The 15,572-nt window shown below is 68.1% G+C and carries 20 protein-coding genes; 9 read left to right on the top strand and 11 right to left on the bottom strand.

What is annotated here, in order from left to right:
• Positions 1–99 precede the first annotated feature (99 nt).
• On the top strand, positions 100–984 hold the full coding sequence (locus OG210_RS15730) for a helix-turn-helix transcriptional regulator (RefSeq protein ID WP_328328531.1): 885 nt from the start codon (positions 100–102) through the stop codon (positions 982–984).
• A 6-nt stretch (positions 985–990) separates the two neighbouring features.
• Here the strand turns inward: OG210_RS15730 and OG210_RS15735 are convergent, their stop codons facing one another.
• Positions 991–1,917: an alpha/beta hydrolase gene (locus OG210_RS15735; RefSeq protein ID WP_328328529.1), complete on the bottom strand. Its 927-nt coding sequence runs from the start codon at positions 1,915–1,917 to the stop codon at positions 991–993.
• A 93-nt stretch (positions 1,918–2,010) separates the two neighbouring features.
• Here OG210_RS15735 and OG210_RS15740 point away from each other — a divergent pair, with 93 nt between their 5' ends.
• Positions 2,011–2,487: a MarR family winged helix-turn-helix transcriptional regulator gene (locus tag OG210_RS15740; RefSeq protein ID WP_328328527.1), complete on the top strand. Its 477-nt coding sequence runs from the start codon at positions 2,011–2,013 to the stop codon at positions 2,485–2,487.
• Between the two features lie 122 nt (positions 2,488–2,609).
• Complete coding sequence (locus OG210_RS15745) at positions 2,610–4,541, top strand: bifunctional UDP-sugar hydrolase/5'-nucleotidase (protein WP_371537123.1); 1,932 nt, start codon at positions 2,610–2,612, stop codon at positions 4,539–4,541.
• An 82-nt stretch (positions 4,542–4,623) separates the two neighbouring features.
• On the opposite strand, the gene OG210_RS15750 is transcribed toward OG210_RS15745, so the two are convergent.
• The 3 genes from OG210_RS15750 to OG210_RS15760 all read right to left on the bottom strand — a co-directional run bounded on the left by OG210_RS15750 (position 4,624) and on the right by OG210_RS15760 (position 6,445).
• Complete coding sequence (locus OG210_RS15750; RefSeq protein WP_328328523.1) at positions 4,624–5,097, bottom strand: calmodulin-binding protein; 474 nt, start codon at positions 5,095–5,097, stop codon at positions 4,624–4,626.
• A 225-nt stretch (positions 5,098–5,322) separates the two neighbouring features.
• Positions 5,323–5,793, bottom strand: a complete 471-nt coding sequence (locus OG210_RS15755; RefSeq protein ID WP_328328521.1) for a hypothetical protein — start codon at positions 5,791–5,793, stop codon at positions 5,323–5,325.
• Between the two features lie 205 nt (positions 5,794–5,998).
• Positions 5,999–6,445: an ATP-binding protein gene (locus OG210_RS15760; protein WP_328328519.1), complete on the bottom strand. Its 447-nt coding sequence runs from the start codon at positions 6,443–6,445 to the stop codon at positions 5,999–6,001.
• Positions 6,446–6,697: 252 nt separating this feature from the next.
• On the opposite strand from OG210_RS15760, the gene OG210_RS15765 reads away from it, so the two are divergent.
• The 3 genes from OG210_RS15765 to OG210_RS15775 all read left to right on the top strand — a co-directional run bounded on the left by OG210_RS15765 (position 6,698) and on the right by OG210_RS15775 (position 8,442).
• Positions 6,698–7,549, top strand: coding sequence for a Scr1 family TA system antitoxin-like transcriptional regulator (locus tag OG210_RS15765; RefSeq protein WP_328328517.1), 852 nt, complete (start codon positions 6,698–6,700; stop codon positions 7,547–7,549).
• A gap of 13 nt (positions 7,550–7,562) precedes the next feature.
• Entirely contained in the window at positions 7,563–7,757 is a 195-nt protein-coding gene (locus OG210_RS15770; RefSeq protein WP_328335502.1) for a DUF397 domain-containing protein, read from the top strand.
• A gap of 313 nt (positions 7,758–8,070) precedes the next feature.
• Positions 8,071–8,442 (top strand): hypothetical protein, encoded by a 372-nt coding sequence (locus tag OG210_RS15775; RefSeq protein WP_328328515.1) that lies wholly within the window; start codon positions 8,071–8,073, stop codon positions 8,440–8,442.
• 31 nt (positions 8,443–8,473) lie between these two features.
• Here OG210_RS15775 and map read toward each other — a convergent pair whose 3' ends face one another.
• Positions 8,474–9,241, bottom strand: coding sequence for a type I methionyl aminopeptidase (gene map, locus OG210_RS15780; protein ID WP_371537128.1), 768 nt, complete (start codon positions 9,239–9,241; stop codon positions 8,474–8,476).
• A gap of 61 nt (positions 9,242–9,302) precedes the next feature.
• Between map and OG210_RS15785 the strand changes: the two genes are divergently transcribed.
• A complete protein-coding gene (locus tag OG210_RS15785; protein WP_328328511.1) occupies positions 9,303–9,578 on the top strand; it encodes a helix-turn-helix transcriptional regulator in 276 nt (91 codons plus the stop codon).
• Between the two features lie 31 nt (positions 9,579–9,609).
• Here OG210_RS15785 and OG210_RS15790 read toward each other — a convergent pair whose 3' ends face one another.
• The 3 genes from OG210_RS15790 to OG210_RS15800 form a co-directional block, all read right to left on the bottom strand.
• Positions 9,610–10,473, bottom strand: a complete 864-nt coding sequence (locus OG210_RS15790; protein WP_371540319.1) for an RNA polymerase sigma-70 factor — start codon at positions 10,471–10,473, stop codon at positions 9,610–9,612.
• A 29-nt stretch (positions 10,474–10,502) separates the two neighbouring features.
• Positions 10,503–11,093, bottom strand: a complete 591-nt coding sequence (locus OG210_RS15795; RefSeq protein ID WP_371537132.1) for a carboxymuconolactone decarboxylase family protein — start codon at positions 11,091–11,093, stop codon at positions 10,503–10,505.
• 105 nt (positions 11,094–11,198) lie between these two features.
• Positions 11,199–11,375 carry a CsbD family protein gene (locus OG210_RS15800; protein WP_328328507.1) on the bottom strand — a complete coding sequence of 59 codons (177 nt, stop codon included), beginning with the start codon at positions 11,373–11,375 and terminating at the stop codon, positions 11,199–11,201.
• Between the two features lie 201 nt (positions 11,376–11,576).
• Here OG210_RS15800 and OG210_RS15805 point away from each other — a divergent pair, with 201 nt between their 5' ends.
• Both OG210_RS15805 and OG210_RS15810 read left to right on the top strand, forming a co-directional pair.
• On the top strand, positions 11,577–11,747 hold the full coding sequence (locus OG210_RS15805) for a hydrophobic protein (RefSeq protein WP_328328505.1): 171 nt from the start codon (positions 11,577–11,579) through the stop codon (positions 11,745–11,747).
• A gap of 298 nt (positions 11,748–12,045) precedes the next feature.
• Positions 12,046–13,290, top strand: coding sequence for a DUF2993 domain-containing protein (locus OG210_RS15810; RefSeq protein ID WP_328328503.1), 1,245 nt, complete (start codon positions 12,046–12,048; stop codon positions 13,288–13,290).
• Positions 13,291–13,358: 68 nt separating this feature from the next.
• Here OG210_RS15810 and OG210_RS15815 read toward each other — a convergent pair whose 3' ends face one another.
• From OG210_RS15815 to OG210_RS15825, 3 genes are all read right to left on the bottom strand, one after another.
• Entirely contained in the window at positions 13,359–13,931 is a 573-nt protein-coding gene (locus OG210_RS15815; RefSeq protein ID WP_371537136.1) for a dihydrofolate reductase family protein, read from the bottom strand.
• A gap of 109 nt (positions 13,932–14,040) precedes the next feature.
• Positions 14,041–14,778 (bottom strand): SRPBCC domain-containing protein, encoded by a 738-nt coding sequence (locus OG210_RS15820; protein WP_371537139.1) that lies wholly within the window; start codon positions 14,776–14,778, stop codon positions 14,041–14,043.
• Positions 14,775–15,455, bottom strand: coding sequence for a helix-turn-helix domain-containing protein (locus OG210_RS15825; protein ID WP_328328497.1), 681 nt, complete (start codon positions 15,453–15,455; stop codon positions 14,775–14,777). Before OG210_RS15825 ends, OG210_RS15820 begins: the two co-directional genes overlap by 4 nt.
• Between the last annotated feature and the right edge of the window lie 117 nt (positions 15,456–15,572).

Consider the following 15,572-nt stretch of genomic DNA (forward strand, 5'->3'; position numbering starts at 1 on the left):
CTGCCATGAAACTCGTATTCGTGCGCGGGTGGGAGTTACTGCTCTTCCGGGTAATGGCAGTACCTCCCAGCACATCGCCGCACGACCTACGGTGGTGATGTGACCGACAGCGAGAGGCATGAGCAGGCCGACGCGGTGCGGGAGTTCCTCAGTACCCGTCGCGCCCGCATTACGCCCCGGCAGGCAGGACTGCCCGTCCTGGGTGCAAAACGACGAGTGGCCGGACTGCGCCGGGAGGAGGTGGCACTGCTGGCCGGGGTGAGCATCGACTACTACATCCGCCTTGAGCGCGGGAACTTGAGCGGCGCCTCGGACTCGGTGCTGGACTCCTTGTCCCACGCGCTTCAGCTCGACGATGCCGAGCGGGCCTACCTCTACGGCCTGGCCCGCTCGGCCACTGCGTCCGGGCGTCGGCCACCCGCTGCGACTGGGCGGATCCGACCGGTGGTCCTGCGGATGCTCGACGCGATGACCGACCTGCCGGCCTACATCCGCAACGGGCGGTTCGACATCCTCGCCGCCAACTCTCTCGGCCAGGCCCTGTATGCCCCGGTCTACGATTCCCCGTTGTTCGCGCAGCGTGGTCCGGTCAACACCGCGCGGTTCCTGTTCCTCGACCCTGGTTCCGCCGATTTCTGGCCCGAGTGGGAGAAAGCCGCCAACGACTCAGTCGCCATCCTGCGCACCGAGACCGGCCGCTCGCCGCAGGACAAGGGCCTGACCGATCTGATCGGAGAGCTCTCCACGAAGAGCGACCAGTTCGTCCAGCGTTGGGCCAGGCACAACGTGAAGTTCCACCACTCCGGCGTGAAGCAACTCCACCACCCGCTCGTCGGGAACCTGGCCCTGCCTTACGAAGCCCTCGATCTGCCCGCTGACCCCGGGCTCCGTATCACCATCTACTCGCCCGAGCCCGACTCACCCGGACGCCAGGCACTCGATCTTCTGGCCAGCTGGACCAGCTCGACCGCACGCGAGCGCTGACAATCGTCACCCCGCTGATGTGTGCGCCGCGCCCGTGGCGCGGATGCGCTGGCTGAGGAAGAGAGCCGCGCGCTCCAGTGCCTCGTCGGCCTCGTCCAGGACGCCGGTGAACGCCTGGAACACGTGCGGCACGTCGGCGGTGATGTCCAGGATGACGTCCACTCCGGCCGCCCTTGCCCGCGCGGCCATGCGGGTGGAGTCGTCCAGCAGGACCTCGTTGGTGCCCACCTGGATGAGCATCGGGGGGAAGCCGGTCAGGTCGGCGAGGACAGCTGGGCTGAGCATGGGCTGGTACGGGTCCTGCCCGGCGACGTACATGGCTCCGGTGTGTTCCACGGACTTGCGGGTGATGATCGGGTCGATGCCTTCCTTGGTGTCCATGCTCTCGCCTGTGTGGGCGGCGTCGAGGCCCGGCGAGAACATCACGAGGGCGGCGGGCAGCGGCAGGCCCGCGTCGCGGGCGGCCAGACAGGTCGTGACGGTGAGGCCGCCGCCGGCCGATTCCCCGGCGAACACGATGGCCGACGGGTCCTGGCCGCTGTCGAGGAGGGCGCGGTAGGCGCTCAGCGTGTCCTCGATCGCGGCCGGGAACGGGTGCTCGGGGGCAAGCCGGTAGTCCAGCGAGTACGCCCCGAGGCCGGTCCTGGCAACGAGGTTTCCCGTCAGTGACAGCGCGCTTCCGGGGGAGCCGTACACCCAGCCGCCGCCGTGGAAGTACAGGATCGTCCCGGCGCGCTGCCCGTTGTCCGGCTCGACGCGCAGCGCGGGCCGGGTGCCGAGAGTTGTCTGCGCGGTGCGGATGCTGCCGGGCACGGTCATCGGGGCCATCAGCGCCTCGAATCCGGCTCGGATCGCCTCGACCGGCCGGGGGCCTTCATCGGGTCGCGACTGCCGCAGCATCGCGTCGACCTGTGCGCGCTGTTCCTTGCTCATCCTTCTTCTCCTGCCGTAAGTGCCTTCCGGGGTGCGTCCCGGGGTGCATTCCGGAGCACTATATGCCGAGGCATATAACGTAGACTATATGCCGTGACATCCAAAGCAAGTGGTGAGACGGTCGACCTCCCGGGCTTCTTCGCCGACCTGGTCCGGTGCGAGACGCGTCTGTACAACGCCCTCAACGACCGTCTCCGTGAGCGGCACTCCATCGTCACCTCGCAGTTCGAGGGCCTGCGTTACCTGCGCGACCACCCCGGGTCGCGCGTGGCGGATCTCGCTGCCGAATTCGCCATAGGTGTCGGGGCGGCCAGCAAGACCGTCGACCGCCTGGAGAAGCAGGGATGGGCTGTCCGGCAGCCGAATCCATCCGACCGCCGGTCCTCGCTGCTGGCCCTGACCGACGACGGCTCGCGGCTCGTCGATGCGGCGGAGAAGACCTTCGCCGATGGAGTGGCCGACCTGATCGGAGGCGCTCTCGACAGTTCCTCGGTGTCGGCTGCCGCGCAGGCCCTCTCGAAGCTGCGCTCCGTGCTCGAACGCGACCAGACCGGCACGCCCATAGGCTGACGGGCGTTCCGGCCCGGATATTCCTCAGCCCCTGGCCGCAATCCCCTGTCGCGCTACGCGCGTTGACTCTAGGCTGCCGATCGTCACCCCTCGCCCTTCACACAGAACTCACAAGGGGACGAATGTCAGCCAAACCTCACAGAACCCTCCGACGTCGGAGCGACCGGGCGGCCCGGCCGACCCGGCGGGTTCTTGCCGCAGCTGCCGGGCTCGTGGCCGTCGGTGCGCTGGTCGCCGCCATGCCGGCCCAGGCGCAGAGTCCCAGCGGTCACGTCGGTCACGTCGGTCAGGGGAACGGGAGTCACGGGCAGCAAGCCGGTCACGGTTCGCACCACCCCCGGCCCGACCCCACCGTCGATGTGCAGATGCTGTCCTTCAACGACCTGCACGGGAATCTGGAGCCGCCGGCCGGTTCGTCGGGGACCGTGGCCGAGACGCAGCCCGACGGCACGGTGAAATCGGTCCCCGCCGGGGGCGCGGAGTATCTGGCGAGTTCGCTGCGGGCCGCCCGCAAGGGCCATCCGTACTCGGTCACCGCGGCGGGCGGCGACATGATCGGTGCCAGCCCGATGCTGTCGGGGCTCTTCCACGACGAGCCGACCATCGAGGCGCTCAACGACATCAAGCTCGACGTCACCTCCGTCGGCAACCACGAGTTCGACGAGGGCGCGACCGAGCTGGCCCGGATGCAGAACGGCGGCTGTCACCCGACCGACGGCTGTTTCGAGAAGGGCAAGAAGTTCAAGGGCGCCAACTTCCCTTACCTGGCCGCCAATGTGACCAGCGAGAAGACCGGCAAGCCGATCCTCAAGCCGTACACGGTCTGGAAGAAGAACGGCGTCAGGATCGGCTTCATCGGCGTGACGCTGGAGGGAACGCCCAACGTCGTCACCGCGAACGGCGTCAAGGGCCTCAAGTTCCACGACGAGATCGAGACGGTCAACAAGTACGCCAAGGAACTGGACCGCCAGGGCGTCAAGTCCATCGTGGCGCTGATCCACGAGGGCGGTATGCCCGCGAGCAGTTCGTACAACTACGACTGCGACTCACCCGGCGCGGGCGACGGCATCTCCGGCCCCATCGTCGACATCGCCAAGGGCATCTCGCCGAAGGTGGACGCGCTGGTCACCGGCCACACCCACCAGTCGTACGTGTGTGACATCCCGGACCCCGCGGGCAACCCGCGCATGGTGACGTCGGCCGCGTCCTTCGGGCGCCTGTACACGGACAGCACCCTCACGTACGACCTGAAGACCCACGACATCGTGCGGACCGCGGCCAAGGCGGCCGGCGGACACGGCAAGACCGGTACGGGTGTGCGGCCCGTCAACCACGTCGTCAGCCGCGACCAGCCCAAGGCGCCGGACATCACCTCGCTGATCAGCCGCTGGAACACACTGGCCGCCCCCATCGCCAACAGGCCGCAGGGCTTCATCTCCGCCGACATCAACGGCCGCGGCGACACATCGCCCGAGACCAAGCTCGGTGATCTGATCGCCGACGCGCAGCTCGCCGGGCTCGCTCCCGCCGACAAGGGCGGCGCCCAGCTGGCCCTGATGAACCCGGGCGGCATCAGGTCCGACCTGGTGTACAAGGCGAGCGGCAGTGAGGGGGACGGGGTGGTGACGTACGGCGAGGCGTTCACCGTGCAGCCCTTCACCAACATGATGAACGTGGTCGACCTGACCGGCGCGCAGCTCCTGACCGCGCTCCAGCAGCAGGTCAGCGGGGGCAACGAGGCATCCCCGAAGATCCTTCAGGTGTCAAAGGGGCTGACGTACACCCTCGACCTGACGAAGTCGGGCGCGGACCGCGTGGTCGCGGACACGGTCAAGCTGAACGGCACGGCCATCGACCCGGCCGCGACCTACCGGGTCGCGATGAACGAGTTCCTCGCGGGCGGCGGCGACGGCTTCGCGGCGCTGGGCCAGGGCAAGAACAAGCTGGTCGGCGCGTCCGACCTGGATGTGTTCAACGCCTATCTGACGGCGAACTCCTCGGCGTCCGCGCCGATTCCGACGCCGACGGCGGACCGGATCACGGTCGTCAAGTAGAGCGTTCCGGTACGGTCCGCACCTCGGCCCCCGTCCGCACTGCGGAGGGGGGCCGAGGTCTGTGGTCCGAAGCGGAAGGGCGTCAGGGCGCGGGGACTTCCTTCGTGATGTGCGAGCCCCAGGGGCACCAGACCAGACCGGGCAGGAAGGCGCCGCCTGCCTCGTCCAGGTGGTCCTCGACGTACCAGGGGGCCGCGTCGCAGACCTCGATGGCGACGTCGAAGAAGCCGATGGTCTCCGGGCGGAGGTTGTAGCTCCAGCCGGGGTTGTAGGGCTCGGACTTCTTGACGATGCGGCCGATGACGTGCGGCCTCTCGTCCGTCTTGCCGCTCACGAGCTCACGGGCGTGCTCGATGTCCTCGGCCTTGGTCAGCTTGATGACCCAGGTGTGGCGGTAGTCCCGGTCGTTCGCCACCTGGAAGTAGGCGGCCCTGTCGGCTGCGGCGCGGGTGGTGGTGGCGGTGTCGGGCTGAGCGGCGGCTGTACCGGTGGCGGCTCCGGTGAGGGTGAGCATCAGGGCCGAAGCCAGCAGGCCGATCTTGGTGACGCGTCGCATGGGCGCAGATCCTTCCGGGAAGCGCGGCCGTCCACACGGCCGCCGCGTCACTGAAAGTAGCGGAAAATTAACGCAAAGTACGCAAAGTGTGAATCTTCGGTTCCGGTGGTGTCGGAGCGGGGGTGGTGTCCCGGCGTGCGGCTGGTGGGGCGGCGGGCCTGAGGGCCCTCGGCGACGCGCCGCCCCTGCTTCACTTGCTCAGTTCCCGGAGTGGGAACTCACCGGTCAGTCACCGGTGTTGGTCGCCCAGACGGGGCGGTGGTCGCGGTTGTAGATGACGACGTTGCCGTCGTCCTGGATGGCGAGGTAGGCCCCCTTGTGCCAGGTGCCGGACGCCCATACGGGCTGGTTCGCGGAGTTGTAGACGACGAAGTTGCCGTCCTCCTGGAACACCGCGCAGTTTCCGTGCGACCAGGTGTTGGGCGCCTGCCACGCCGGGCGTCCGTCCTTGTAGAGAACGAAGTTGCCGTCCTCCTGCATACGGAGGATGGTCCGGCCGTTGCCGGACGTCCATGCGCCGTTCTTACAGATCTGCGCACGCGGCCGGATGATCGTGTCACTGGTGGGACGCGCGGCGGCGACCTTGGACACTCCGGCCTGGCTCGTGGTGAGGGCGGGGGCCGCGAAGGCACTTCCCGCACCGAGGATCAGCGCTGCCGAAACGGCCGCGACGCACACAGAATTACGGAATTTCACCGGATACTCCTTGGCGCTGACGGGTCACTTGGATAAGTAACCCTCCGTAGCCATAGGTATACAGACCGGCTGCTTCGAGCAGAAGATCAGCTCAGGGCATCCACTCCAACGAGCTACGGATCGCCCTGCGTTGCCGATCAAACGCGCCGGAGCGTGGCACCGGTCCGAGTGCGGTAAAGCAGCTGGTGGGGAGGGGCGTGCGGCGCTACCGAGGCTCGCCGGACCCGGCCCTGGCAAGTGTGAACCAGACGGCTTTACGGTCCGGGGTGCAGCCGCCCAGGAGGGTCCATCCCCAGGCGAGCGCGAGCCGGTCGAGCAGTAACAGTCCGCGCCCGCACTCCAGTTGGTCGTCCCCGGCCGAGGTGGCGAGTACGGGCAGGAACCAGGGCGCGTTGTCCGCCACGGAGACGGTCACTTGCTTGCGGTTGACGGTCGCGCAGAGCTGGATCCTGGGCGCACGGGTGTGGCGGTGGGCGTTGGTCACCACCTCCGCGACGCAGAGCCGCGCGTCGTCGGCGAGGTCGCGATGGCGGCTGACAGTGAGCAGTGAGGTGACGAAGTCCCGTGCGATACGGGGTGCGTTGGCGGTGTTGGGCAGGGCGATGCGGTAGAACTCGCCGCCCTGTGGGGGGCGTGGTGCGGCGGGGGTCATGTGGTTCTCCCTACGCGTAGCGATCCGATGCGATCCGAAACGGGTGCGCCGCTCGTTGTCCGTGGCGATGGCCGAATTGGCGCGGATGTTTCAACGCGCGCCGAAATGGCTGCACTTCGGACCCGGCTACCCGGTGCTGAGGCAACGCTAGCGCATCGCCTCACGCGTTAGACATGAACGCGCGAAGTCATGAACGAGCTGGACCCGTGTCGGGCAGCGGGCCACACTGGGACCCGACAAGAGGAGAGATCGATGCCGTCGAGGAAGGCACCAACGGCGCGCCAGCGCCGCTTGGGCACCGAGTTGCGCAGGATTCGGGAGCACACGGGCTTGTCGCTCACCGCGGCTGCGGCCATGCTCGGCACGGATCGCACCACCATCAGCAACATCGAGTCCGGCCGGTTCGGTGTGAGTGCTGAACGGGTGCGAACGTGGGCCGACCACTACGCCTGCCCCGACGCGGCGTATGTCGACGCGCTGGCCGATATGGCCACGGAGCGCATAAACGGCTGGTGGGAGGACTATCGGGGGCATCTCGCCAGCGGGGCGCTCGACCTGGCCGAGTTGGAACACCATGCCGTGGGTTTCCGGTCGGTGCAGATCATGTATATGCCCGGCCTGCTCCAGACCGAGGACTACGCACGGGCTGTGTTCGCTGAGAGTGTGCCGCAGCCGAGCCCTGCGCGTCAGCGACGCCAGCTCTCCCACCGACTGAAGCGGCGCGACGTCCTGGACCGGCCCGAACTGGTCGACTGCACCTTCCTCATCCATGAAGCCGCGCTGCGGATGACATTCGGCGGCCCGTCGGTTGCCCGCAGTCAGCTCGAAAACTTGCTGAAGCAGTCGGACCGCGACAATGTCACGATCCGTGCGATCCCGTTCGCGGCCGGCGGCTTCCCTCATGCCAGCAGTTCGGCACACTACGTGCGTGGTGTGGTGCCGCAACTCGACACGGTGCAGACGGACACGACGACCGGGTCGGGGTTTCTGGATTCCGAGACCAGTCTGGAGAACTGGCGAGTCGCTCTGGAGCGGACCGAGGAGAAGGCGCTCGATCCGGAGAGCTCGCGGGACTTCATTCGCAAAATAGCTCAACAAGTATGAAGGCGTGAGAATGATGGAAATTCAGTGGCGAAAGTCCTCGAAGTCTTCCAATGCCGAAGGCTCTGACTGTCTGGAGCTCGCCGAGCACGGAGGCGAGATCCTGATGCGCGAGAGCGACAACCCGGACGTGGTCATCCGGACCAGCCGGGCCAAGCTCCGTGCCTTCCTCGGCGGCGCAAAGGAAGGCGAGTTCGACGATCTGGCGTGACTCGCCGTGATCCGCTTCGGGCGGCCCCCACCGGCGCAGGTGGAGGCCGCCCGTTTCGCTGCGTACGACCCGTTGGAGCGGTATGCCTCACTCGTTAGACGTACAACACTTGATGCGGTCCTGGATTAAGCGCTAGCTTCACTGTGTGCCGCCAACCGGGCTGGGTTTCTCAGCATGTTCATGTGTCGGCGCCGCAACTCCCGCTCGATCTGCGCCGATTGAGGGGGCAAGAAGGGGCCGTCCCGCTACCCACAGCTCGTCACGCCGGCAGTGGGCAGGGGGCGGCCCCGACGTCGCGTCAGGAGGCCCCACCATGCGTGTCCCGCACCCCACCCGTGCCTTCTGGTGCGAGCGGATCACGTACCGCACGATGGACGCCGACGATGTGGCGGACGTAGCGCGTTACGCGGTCACGGTCCCGGCGGAGGCGATCCGCCGCATCCGTGCTGACGTACGCGAGCTGGCGCACGTCCTTCCGCCCATCGAGCGCCACCGGGCACTGAGTTGGGTGGACGGCGGTGGCTGCGTCGGCGCTATCGGTGCACTGCACCGGGGGGAGCCGTGTGGCTTCTCGCTGAGTCACCGGGGCCGGTGGACCGAGTGGTCCGTACGTCCGTACCTGGAATTCCGTGTCGAGGACGGGTCGCTCATCCCGGTACTGCCCGGCGGGTGCGGGCCGTGCTGAGGTGTCTCAGCCCGCTGCGGCGAGGCGGCGGTCAGAGCTGGGTGAGGATGCGGGGGCCGTCCTCGGTGATGGCGATGGTGTGTTCGATGTGGGCGGCCCGGCTTCCGTCGATCGTGCGCAGGGTCCAGCCGTCGTTGCCGGTGAAGTAGTCGTTGTGTCCTCCGGCCATGAGCATGGGCTCGATGGCGAGGGTGAGGCCGTGGCGCATGGGGAAGCCGCGGCCGGGTCGTCCGTGGTTGGGGACGTGGGGGTCCTCGTGCATCTGGCGGCCGATGCCGTGGCCGCCGAAGTCGGACGGCATACCGCAGGCGGCCTTGCGGGCGACCGTGCTGATGGCATGGGAGATGTCGCCGATGCGATGACCGACGGTGGCGGCGGCGATGCCGGCGTCCAGGGCCCGCTGGGTGGCGGCGATGAGTTCGAGGTCGGCGGGGCGCGGGGTGCCGACGGTGAAGCTGATCGCGGCGTCGCCGGTCCAGCCGTCGAGTTCGGCTCCGGAGTCGATGCTGACCAGGTCGCCGTCGCGCAGGCGGTAGTCGTTGGGGATGCCGTGTGCGACGGCGTCGTTCACTGAAGCGCAGATCACGGCGGGGAAGGGGATCGGGGCGAAAGAGGGCTGGTAGCCCAGGAACGGAGAACGTGCTCCGGCCTCGGTGAGCACGGTACGGGCGGCTTCGTCGAGCTCGCGCAGGCGTACTCCCACGGACGCGGCGGCGCGGGCGGCCGCGAGTGCGTGGGCCACGATGCGTCCGGCTTCTCGCATCGCCTCCAGTGCCGTGTCGGTCTTGATCTCCACCATGTGTCGTGCTCCTTGCGATGCGGCGTTGCCCAATACGTATACCGGTATTAGTATCACGGGCATGGTCAGAGTTCCTTTGAGTCCGCAAGAGCGGCAACGTGGTGAGCGCTTCGGGATCCTGCTCCGCCGGGCACGGGGTGACCGCAGCATGGTCGACGTGGCGGCAGCCGCCGGAGTGTCCGCCGAAACACTCCGCAAGATCGAGACCGGCCGGGCCCCGACCCCTGCCTTCTTCACCGTGGCGGCCCTGGCCCACGCGCTCCATCTGTCCATGGACGACCTCGCCGCAGCCTGCGCGGAAGAGGCCGAAAGCGACGGTCATGCCATGTCGGCCTGACGGTCGGGTGATCCTCGACCGACGGCTCGTTCTACCTGGTGAGAGCGGTCGGTTCGTGGAGTCGTGTCAGCTTCTGCGGGTTGGATGTCGCGTAGATCCGGGTGATGCGCCCGTTCTCGATCCGGAGGCTGACCGCGGCCCGTCCGCCGCCGTCGGATTCGATCCGGATCGCTGGGGCGCCGTTGACCCACACCAGCGTGGTGTCGGCCTCGGCCCGTTCCGTGCCGGTGAGCAGCCTCGCCACGAGTTCCGCCCCGTGGACGGGGGCCGGCGCTGCGGCCGAGAGCCCGCCGCCGTCGGCGATGAGGATCACGTCCGGCGCCATGATCTCCAGGAGGTCCTGGATGCGCCCGGTGTGCAGCGCGGCGACGAACCGGCCCATCACAGCCTTGTGTTCCGTCGGGCTCACACGGGCGCGTGGCTGTCGGGCGGAGACGTGGTTCCGGGCCCGCCGGGCGATCTGCCGGACCGCATCGGGGGTCTTGCCCACCGCCTCGGCCACCTCGTTGTGCGGTATGCCGAAGACTTCATGGAGCACGAACACCGCGCGTTCCACCGGTCTGAGCGTCTCCAGGACGGTCAGCATCGCGATGGAGACGCTTTCCGCGAGTTCGACGTCGTCGGCGACATCGGGGTGGGTCAGCAGGGGTTCCGGCAGCCACTCACCGACGTAGTCCTCGCGGCGGCGTGCGAGCGTACGTATGCGGTTGAGTGCCTGCCGGGTGACGGCCCGGACGAGGTACGCCCGCGGGTCGCCGACCTGCGACCGGTCGACGGCGGCCCACCGCAACCAGGTCTCCTGAAGCACGTCCTCCGCGTCAGCCGCGGAGCCAAGCATCTCGTAGGCGACGGTGAACAGCAGGCTGCGGTGGGCGACGAACGGGTCCTCGGTCATGCGGTGGACGTCCCCCGCGAGGTCCTCGGTCATGCCGTGGACCCTGCGGGGGACGTCGTGGGGGACGTCGCGGGGCGCTTGGCCAGCGGGATCTCGCAGGCATCGGAGAAGCCCTGCGAGGTGACCCCGTTCGCCACGTTGGCCCTGGTCGCCAGGTTGACGTAGGCGATGAACGCGGTGAGTTCCACCATGGCCGGCAGCCCGAGCCGCTCCAGAAGGGCGGCGTACTGCTCGTCGGTGACGGTCGGCGGGGTGTTCGTCATCGCCTCGGCGTACCCCATGACGTCGCGCTCCAGCGGCGTGAACACATCCGCCTCACGCCACCGGGGCACCTGGCTCGCCGTGGCCAGGTCCAGGTCCTCGTTCTGGGCCTGGAAGTAGCCGACGTCCAGGCACCAGCTGCAGCCGACCTGCGACGCGACGGCCATGTGCGCGAATGACTTCAGGCTCGGGTCGACCGCGTCCCACGCGCCCACCGTGGCGCCGAACTCCAGGCTGTCCTGGGCCACTCGGGGGCTGTGCCACAACACTTCGACGTTCTCGGGCACAGCGCCCAGTTGCTTGATCATGTTCTTCTTGAGCTCGGCGGGAAGCTCGGCCTTCGGCAGGCGCAACGCCATGCTGTCTCTCCTTCTGATGCGGCACTGCGGTGTGGTTCGCCATGAAGACACCGTCCGGGCCGCACATGTGACAGCCACCGCCGAGGAGTTCGCCCGCGCCCCGCGCTACTTCTCCTTGAACACGTCCTTGATGGCTTCCTTGGCCTTGCGTACGTCGCCCGTGGTCTCTTCGGCACGGCCCTCTGCCTGGAGCGACTCGTTGCCCACGACGTCACCGGCGGTCTTCTTGATCTTTCCCTTGACCTGCTCGCCCTTGGCCTGTGCCTTTTCGTCCGCAGCCATGCTCAATCACGTCCTGACCTACTCGGAAACAGTGTTATCGAAGCGCTTTTCCGCAGGATCCCACCCTTAAACTCCCGCTGATTTTCCGGCCGGAAAGCACAGCTCCGATGAGGGAGAGGGGAACTGCCGCTCGGAACCTTCTGAAGGTCACGAGGAATGAAGCGGTGAGGCCGGGGCAGTCGGTGGTCAGGAGGTTAAAAAATGATTCCTATTCTTCTCGTTCTTGTGCTCGCAGTGATCCTTTTCGGTGCGGGGTTCGCAGTCCAGGCCCTGTGGTGGATCGCCGCCATTGTGCTGGTCGTGTGGCTGCTGGGGTTCGTCATCCGCCCTGCGGCGAGCGGTGGAAAGCGCAGTCGCTGGTACCGGTGGTAGACGGCGCCCGCCGAGCAGAAAGGTGCATCGGTTTCCTCGGCAGTCTTTTGGGCCGGGGTGGTCATGCGAATGAGGAAGCCGTTATGCGGGTGACGGTTTCCGGGGCTGTCAAAAGCCGCCACCGTCCCCGGCTCACCGCATCCCTTCATGAAGCGGGGCCGACCAGATTTTCCTGGTCGGCCCCGCTTCGGGCTGTGACCGGCCTAACATCCGGTGTGAGCCGACAAAGGGTGCAAAGCAGGGGGCTACCCCCGGTACGAGTTGCGTTCGGGGGGCGCACGCGTGGTGGGATGAGCCGATGCGACCCCCCACACGCATACCACCGCATCCGCACAATCCCTACGACGAGTTGGCACAACTCCGCGATCCGGAGCCGGGCTTCGAGCCGTACGGCTACGACGAGCGCGACCCCCTCGGGCTCGGGCTGAAGTCCGAGTACGACGAAGCCGACGGTGTCGTCGGCGAGAGCCGTGACGACCCCGATGACGGCTGGTCGCCGCCCAACCACCGTGCCCGGCGCCGGTTCGCCGCCGTGTCCACCGTGGTGAAGGTCGCCGTCGCCGCGCTGGTCTGCACCGGATTCCTTTTCCTCGCCGACCGGTTCGCCGAGCTGTACGCGCAGAACAAGGCCGCCGAGAAGCTCCAGCAGTCGATGCACCTGGTGACCAAGCCGGAGGTCGACATCCACGGCTTCCCGTTCCTCACCCAGGTTCTCGACAAGCACCTGGACCGGGTCGACGTGTCCGTCCCTGACGTCCCGGCCGACCGGGTCTCGCTCGCGGAGGTGCACGCCACCGCCAAGGACATCCGGGTCAACGGAGACCTCCCCAGCTCCATCAAGGGGGCCGTGGTCGGCTCGATGGACGGCGACGTCTTCCTCTCGTTCGAGGACATGAACCGCGAACTCGGCGCCTCCCAGGTCAAGTTCACCGACCAGGGGCACGACTCGATCAACGTCCGGGGCGGCCTGCCCGTGGCGGGCACCGAGGTACGGGTCCAGGCCAAGGCACACGTCCAGCGGGACGGCGGCCGGGCGGTCTCAACGACTGTCGACCACATGCGGATCGAAGTGCCCGGCATCGCGACGTACACGCCCGGCAAGGACCGCGCGCACTCCGGGCTGCGGCTCGCCCCCGAGGCGGCGGCCCGGATCGCCCGCGAGGAGAACCACATCAGGGCGCTGCTCTCCGTGCCGTCCATCGTCCAGCGGATCGGCGTACCGCAGCAGCGCGTACAGCAGGCGCTGCAGAGCGACGACCAGCTGCACAAGCTGACCGGAACACCGCGCTTCGCCCACCAGTTGATGCAGGTCAACCTGGTCGACGAGGTCGTCGCCCACCCCTGGCTGCTGCAGAAGGCCGGCATTGACCCCAAGCTGATCGCCGCCGTGATGAGCCTGCGTCCGCCGGAGCTCTCCAGTCAGTTCTCGCTCTCCTTCAAGCTGCCGAAGGCCCCCGGCGACATCAGCCTGCGGCACGTGGTGGTGGAGAAGAACGGGATCAGGGCGGATCTGGCGGGATCCGGCCTCCATCTGGGCAAGTAGTCCTGAGGTCCTGAGGCGCTGACGGCGAGTGGGGGCCGGCGCCGGCAGTGCCAGTGCCAGCGTCAGCGTCAGTGGATTACGTCGAAGACGTTCTTCTGGAGGCCGTTGGAGTAAGCCTCGTACTCGACCAGCTTCAGCTTCTGGGTGTCCTTGTCCGTGGCGCTGAACAGGCGCTTGCCCGCGCCGAGCAGCAGGGGGAAGACAAGCAGGTGGTAGCGGTCGATGAGGCCCGCGTCCGAGAGGCCGTGGTTCAGCCGGGCGCTGCCGTGGACGATGATCGGGCCGCCTTCGGTCTGCTTGAGGGCGGCGACGTCGTCCAGGGACCGCAGGATGGTGGTCTCGCCCCAGTTGGAGACGAGCTTGTCGTCGGTGAGCGTGGTGGAGACGATGTACTTCGGCATCGACTTGTAGTGCGCGAACTCCGCCATGTCCGGCCAGACGGGGCTGAAGGCTTCGTAGCTGGCGCGGCCCAGCAGCATCGCGGTGGACTCCTCCTGTTCCCGCCCCTTGATCTCGAACGCCTCGGGTACGAAGTCGATGTCCTTGAAGGTCCATCCGGAGTTGCGGTAGCCGGGTTCGCCGCCGGGGGCCTCGACTACGCCGTCGAGTGAGATGAAGGCGGTGCTGATCACAGTGCGCATGAGGGTTTCCTGACGTGGTGGCTGTGGTGGCTGTGGTGGCTGTGGTTGATGTGCGTTGCGGGTGTTGTGTGGCGCGGGCGGCTCGGTGTGCTTTCGGGCGTGCCAGGGGTCAGGCGAGGAGGCCGGTGAGCCACTGCTGCCAGGCGGCCTCGGCGCCGCCGGTGTGCGGGCCGAAGAGGTGGTGGAACATCAGCACCACTCCGGGGGAGTGGTGGAAGGTGTAGAGCCCGTCCGCGGCCCGGACCTCGATGTGCTCTTCGTCCGACCAGGTCACTTCGCCGTCCACCGGCGGCAGACCGGCCGGCTGCGCGTGTGCCACGTCACCCGCGACGACCGGGCTCGGCAGCGACAGTCCACGGGCGAGGGCCGCCCGTACCTGCTGCGGGGGCTGCCCGCCCGAGAGCGCCATGGCGAAGACGGGGGCGCCGCGACGTCCCGGGAAGTGGGCCAGGTACTCGCGGAGCGTGTGGAGGTGGAAGGGCCAGCCGCGGCGCAGCGCGTCGTACTCGTCCTGCCAGTCGTCACCGAGCAGTCCGCTGTGGACGACGCGGAGCACGGTACTGCCGACGGCGCGCCCCTCGATCAGGTACTCGAAGGCCATGAAGCGGCCGTCCTCGGCGGTGGCCGTGCGGGTGGCGAAGCGTTTGCCGGGTTCGTATGCGGTGACCGTCGCCTCCTGCCGGTGGCCGCCGGTCTCCATGGCTGCCGCACCGCCCTCGCGGGACTCGACCTCGTTGCGCCCCATGAACCAGGAGTCGATCCCCGGTCCGGTGGCGATCGCCTCCCAGACCTCATCGGGGCTCGCCGGCAGGGTCGTCTCCTGCTCGATCTCAAAGGGATGTGTCATCGCGGGTTCTCCTGTGGTGCCTCGGGACCGGGACCTGGTGTCGCTGTTCCCCCGGTCTTCTGCTGCGGTCCGGCTGGGCTCTGCGGTGCGTCGGCGGGTGCTGCGGGTATCTGGTGCAGGCCGACGATCACCCGGTGGCTGCGGCCCTGGGGGGCGGACTCGTCGTGGTAGCGGCTGACGAGAGCCGTCATGGCCCCGGTCAGCTCGTCGGCGAAGGCTCTCCGGTCGGCAGCTGAGGCGAACCGCACCTCCGCGTCGATGGCGAAGGTGGCGACCCGTCGCCGTACCCGGGAGGCGCCGGTCACCAGGGCGCCGACCTCCTGTACCAGCCGGGACCCCAGCGCCAGCAGCCAGCGGGCGGAGAGCTGGTCCGGGGACCGGGAGGGGTCCGGGCTGACGGCGGCCAGGGCGCTGGGGGAGATGACGTACGAGGCGGCGGTGGCGCCGTAGATCCGCTCGGTGACGTTGCCCTTGCGCCGCTCCTCGGCGAGCTCGACCAGCCCGTGACGCTCCAGCTCCTTCAGGTGGTAGTTGACCTTCTGCCGGGGCAGCCCCAGGCGGACGGCCAGCATGGTGGCCGAGCCGGGCTCGGCCAGGGCGGCGAGGATCCGGGACCGTATCGGGTCCAGGGACGCCTCGGCCGCGGCGGGTTCTTCGATCACAGCGACGTCAAGCACCACTCCAGAGTCCGGCCGACAAAATATTTTGTCAAGGCGGGGAAAGTTGTCGGAGGAGGGGCTGGTGGGCCGTTCCGTCAGGATCCCGGCATCCGGGAGGACGCCGACCGGGCCCCG

This window comes from Streptomyces sp. NBC_00466, from assembly GCF_041433995.1.
Taxonomy (GTDB): Bacteria; Actinomycetota; Actinomycetes; order Streptomycetales; family Streptomycetaceae; genus Streptomyces.

Bases quoted from the DNA above. Each gene is read 5' to 3' on its own strand.
- OG210_RS15735 (WP_328328529.1), bottom strand. From the start codon at position 1,917: ATGAGCAAGGAACAGCGCGCACAGGTCGACGCGATGCTGCGGCAGTCG.
- OG210_RS15745 (WP_371537123.1), top strand. From the start codon at position 2,610: ATGTCAGCCAAACCTCACAGAACCCTCCGACGTCGGAGCGACCGGGCG.
- OG210_RS15750 (WP_328328523.1), bottom strand. From the start codon at position 5,097: ATGCGACGCGTCACCAAGATCGGCCTGCTGGCTTCGGCCCTGATGCTC.
- OG210_RS15760 (WP_328328519.1), bottom strand. From the start codon at position 6,445: ATGACCCCCGCCGCACCACGCCCCCCACAGGGCGGCGAGTTCTACCGC.
- OG210_RS15765 (WP_328328517.1), top strand. From the start codon at position 6,698: ATGCCGTCGAGGAAGGCACCAACGGCGCGCCAGCGCCGCTTGGGCACC.
- OG210_RS15770 (WP_328335502.1), top strand. From the start codon at position 7,563: ATGGAAATTCAGTGGCGAAAGTCCTCGAAGTCTTCCAATGCCGAAGGC.
- OG210_RS15775 (WP_328328515.1), top strand. From the start codon at position 8,071: ATGCGTGTCCCGCACCCCACCCGTGCCTTCTGGTGCGAGCGGATCACG.
- map (WP_371537128.1), bottom strand. From the start codon at position 9,241: ATGGTGGAGATCAAGACCGACACGGCACTGGAGGCGATGCGAGAAGCC.
- OG210_RS15785 (WP_328328511.1), top strand. From the start codon at position 9,303: ATGGTCAGAGTTCCTTTGAGTCCGCAAGAGCGGCAACGTGGTGAGCGC.
- OG210_RS15790 (WP_371540319.1), bottom strand. From the start codon at position 10,473: ATGACCGAGGACCCGTTCGTCGCCCACCGCAGCCTGCTGTTCACCGTC.
- OG210_RS15795 (WP_371537132.1), bottom strand. From the start codon at position 11,093: ATGGCGTTGCGCCTGCCGAAGGCCGAGCTTCCCGCCGAGCTCAAGAAG.
- OG210_RS15800 (WP_328328507.1), bottom strand. From the start codon at position 11,375: ATGGCTGCGGACGAAAAGGCACAGGCCAAGGGCGAGCAGGTCAAGGGA.
- OG210_RS15805 (WP_328328505.1), top strand. From the start codon at position 11,577: ATGATTCCTATTCTTCTCGTTCTTGTGCTCGCAGTGATCCTTTTCGGT.
- OG210_RS15810 (WP_328328503.1), top strand. From the start codon at position 12,046: ATGCGACCCCCCACACGCATACCACCGCATCCGCACAATCCCTACGAC.
- OG210_RS15815 (WP_371537136.1), bottom strand. From the start codon at position 13,931: ATGCGCACTGTGATCAGCACCGCCTTCATCTCACTCGACGGCGTAGTC.
- OG210_RS15820 (WP_371537139.1), bottom strand. From the start codon at position 14,778: ATGACACATCCCTTTGAGATCGAGCAGGAGACGACCCTGCCGGCGAGC.